2 protein-coding genes are annotated in these 3,665 nt (G+C 39.4%); both read right to left on the reverse strand.

Going from position 1 to position 3,665, the window contains the following annotated elements:
• Positions 1 to 57: 57 nt before the first annotated feature.
• A complete protein-coding gene (locus F607_RS0125480) occupies positions 58 to 2,571 on the reverse strand; it encodes a hypothetical protein (RefSeq protein ID WP_027710276.1) in 2,514 nt (837 codons plus the stop codon).
• A 101-nt stretch (positions 2,572 to 2,672) separates the two neighbouring features.
• Positions 2,673 to 3,464, reverse strand: a complete 792-nt coding sequence (locus tag F607_RS0125485; RefSeq protein ID WP_027710277.1) for a hypothetical protein — start codon at positions 3,462 to 3,464, stop codon at positions 2,673 to 2,675.
• Positions 3,465 to 3,665 lie beyond the last annotated feature (201 nt).

Consider the following 3,665-nt stretch of genomic DNA (forward strand, 5'->3'; position numbering starts at 1 on the left):
GAGTTTGTGTACAATATAAAGTGCCGAGGAAAAAGCTTACTTAATGATCTAATAGAGCTATTGATATAACCCCCTAGGAATCCATATAGAGCCATGTTTTAAGGTATTTGATAGTTGATCATTAATTACATTAAGTTGAGTACTGGCTTTGTCTAGTTGTTGAATAGCGTTAAGTTGTGTATTGAGCCGCTGCTGTGCTGCCTCATTGCCTGAAAGTGTTAATGAAACACTTTCGTGTTTAGACATGATGAGTGTTTTTGTTAAGGATAATAGGTGATCTGCTTGGTCGCCGTTCACTTGCTTTAGTAATTGCTCAATGTGTTCAGCATTAAATGATAAGGACCGATTTTCAAGTAAGTTAAGGTTGGTGAGAGAAGCCAATTCATTGGCAGAAATTAATTGATTATTGTGGGTGAGACCCAGCTGCCAGACATCAATACGAGACAACTTATGGTCACCAAGAGAAATGCTGCCAAATCGTTGATCAGCCAATAACAGTGTTTCCCACTCAGGAATATAGGTTGTCGTCAGTTGTTGTAATGATTTGACATGGTCTTGTTGTAATTGGGGCGGCTGATAAACATTAAGCTGCCAAGGCTGCCTGTTTAAACCAAGTTCGGCTAGCAATATTTTTAGTGAGGATAGCTTAGGGAGCTGCCACGTTTGGGCTGTGGCAGGATCATAGACTGCAAGATGATTTTTGTATTGAATCACTGCCAGTATGCGGTCGCTAATTGATAATTCTAGCAACTGAGAAGCATTATTGGCTGTGTTATTGACGTTATCGCGCAGTTTATTGATTAAATGTGAAACTTTTTGCCCATTAGCAAATGCTTTTTTCTTTCCAACGGGTAGCGCTCTAATTTTTGCTACAAACTCAATTTGTTGGTGATGGTCTGGTACGTAAGATAAAGTGGTTAATTTATTGTGGTTAGCTGCAAACGTCACTGCTTGAAAAATACTGTACTTTCCTGCGGCTAAAAAAGTATTCGTTAGTTCGTGACTGGTTAAACCTAATCGGTGTTTAGCATGGCTTTCTGCTTTTAGGATGGGATTAAGCAATTCACTGAGTTCAACTTGATTACGAATACCATGCATAATGGGTCGCAATACATTGGAGCGTAAAATTCGTTTACCTAAACTATTTAATGCACTGGCAAAGGCACTCCGAGCATCGTGACCAAATAAACTGCTAATGCCTTCTTTGTGAAAAAAGAGCCCATATAAAATTTCTTGTGCTGTTGGGGATAGCCGTTCAGAATTTTGTAAATCATGCAGAAATTTTTCCCGCTCAAACATGAGCACAGTGGTTTTTTTATGCCCCCAGGAAATACGAAACAGTGGTCTTATTGGCTCTGCTTGAGGGCCTCTGACAAGCTCAATCACATGGATAATGGGGCTAAGTGGGTTGGGAATATTCCAGGGAAGTTTACTTTTTACAGCGCTTATTTCACTTACATAGTCACTGACATTGACAGTAAGCTTACGGAGGACAGCAGTATCATTCACTAAATAACTAACAATCCTACGTTCTAAATCATGACCAAAGCCTAGTTCATCCGCAAAGGCAAAAAGCTGCTCTACACTGTCAGCTAAGGAAAGAGGCTTGGTTTGATAAGGCTGTTGGTTATGTAATGCTTTTAAATGACCACTTATTTGATTAAATAAATCCCACTGTGCTAGGCCATGTTGAAGATTTGTTGTGCTATCTAATAAGGTTGATTTTGACTTGGCGAGTTTAAGCGCATGGTCAATGAGCTTGAGATCATCGGGTGACTGTTCTATTTTAAGCAGTACTTCTTTATAAAGCTGTCGATAGTCATCGCTTCTTTTATCAAACTGTTTATGAAGTTTATTTAATAGCTTCTCAACGCTTAACTCAGAATTTTTAATAATTTGTCGGTATATTTTCTGCCAAACTCGAGCTGGTGCTTGGTCTTTGGCAAAGTGGTATAGATCATTAATACGACGCAATAATGTCGAACGTAGTGATTCGTCAGTTTCGGCTTCGCGGGTTAAAATGTTTTTTTCTGTATCGGTGGGTGTTTCAATAAGATTAAAGGTGCGGTTCATATATTGTGCCATTGCCTGGCTAAAACCTACACCACCAATGGTGGCACCAACACCAGTAAATAATAAAGCGCTTATGCCAATACCATAAGGTCCCCCCAAAATCATGCATAACTGGCCTGCTGTGAGTAGTGTGCTGCCAAATGTATCAATGATATGTGCATTACGTTGATTGCGATAAAAACGATCAATGAGATGGCTGACTTCTTTGAGTGAGCTATTGGATTTTAATAGGTCATTATTACGTAAAGTATGTAACCAGTCTTGAATGTTTTTAGTATCATGAATACCAATACCGGCTTTGGCTAAACCTGCAAGTACCATTTGCGATTGACCAATGACATTAAAACTGTCACCAATAACGCCTAATGTTTCACTGAAGGGAAGCGTTGCATTACCTGACAACAGTTGTGTAGTTGCACGACTTTCAAACGCTAACATCCCCCAGTACATTGAACTTAAGCCAGACTCCGTAAAATTTGCGGCAAGTCGGCTTTCCACAAAAGATAACCAGCGCTCCTCATGTAAGCTTCTGTATTCTGCAAGCTTTTGTAATGTGTCTTGAGTTTGCGGTGATTTAGGATCGAAAAGTGTGTTATTACTTAGCAGTAATAATAATTTTTTAAAGTGTCTGGGTAGTTGTCCTGATGATTATGGGGAGAATTAATTAAGCTTTGTAGTCGATGACGCTCAGTGGTAATTAATGTAATAAGCTCATTCAGTTGTTTAAGTTGGTCGTTGAGGGGGAGGGGATCATTTTTTGTTAATGTTTGAAACTGTTGAAGTACTGCTTTTTTAAACTGTAGATGCCTTATAATGAGTTCTTGATCTGTGGATAATGTTGGGCTTTCGATCAGCTGATGTTTCCACTCTAGTTCTGTTTTTAATGTAGTAATTAATTCTTCTTGTAACTCAGTGAGCTTGCTTTTGAGTTGACTGAGTGCTTCACTGGCTTCATTACGCTCTTCCATGGCACCTAACCAGCCTTTGTGAACAACTGCGATAAAGCCAGGGTATAAGCCCGTTGCTTGTACTGCTTGCACTAATTTTTTTGGTAGGCCCGAATTTTCAAGGCTTACTGCCAAGTCATCACCACCATCAATCACAACGACTGGCCCTGACTCGGTGTTGCTAAGGGAGTGAACAGTATGTCCATTGCGCCCTCTTAGCTTACGGAAAATCCAGGCTAAATGTTTTGATCGACGACGAATGAAGCCTTTTTCTAGTGATTGTTTAGCATCAGTCAAGCTCACAAACCGCATGGTTTGTGGAAGGGGACCACCCTGAACTTTCCATTTAAAACCTGCTTCATCAATTGCAGTGATTGATACATCATAAGTGTCAGTCAACCAACGTTGTAATTCTTGAGTGGCCGGTATTTCCCAAATTGTCATATCCTACAACTCCATGCTATGACATAAAAAGGTGGGCAGTATAGAATCAAAGATGAGAATGATTTGTATTTAACATTTGTATTTTTGTAACGATTTGCAATTAGCTTCTATGTACAGGACAAAAAGCTGAATAAATAAGAAAAATCAATTAGTTAGAAGTGAATTGATCCCTCATTGGTATTACAATTCAGGCTGCGAAAC

The organism is Zooshikella ganghwensis DSM 15267, from assembly GCF_000428585.1.
Taxonomy (GTDB): Bacteria; Pseudomonadota; Gammaproteobacteria; order Pseudomonadales; family Zooshikellaceae; genus Zooshikella; species Zooshikella ganghwensis.

Coding starts and splice junctions, on each gene's coding strand:
- F607_RS0125485 (WP_027710277.1), bottom strand. CDS start 3,464: ATGACAATTTGGGAAATACCGGCCACTCAAGAATTACAACGTTGGTTG.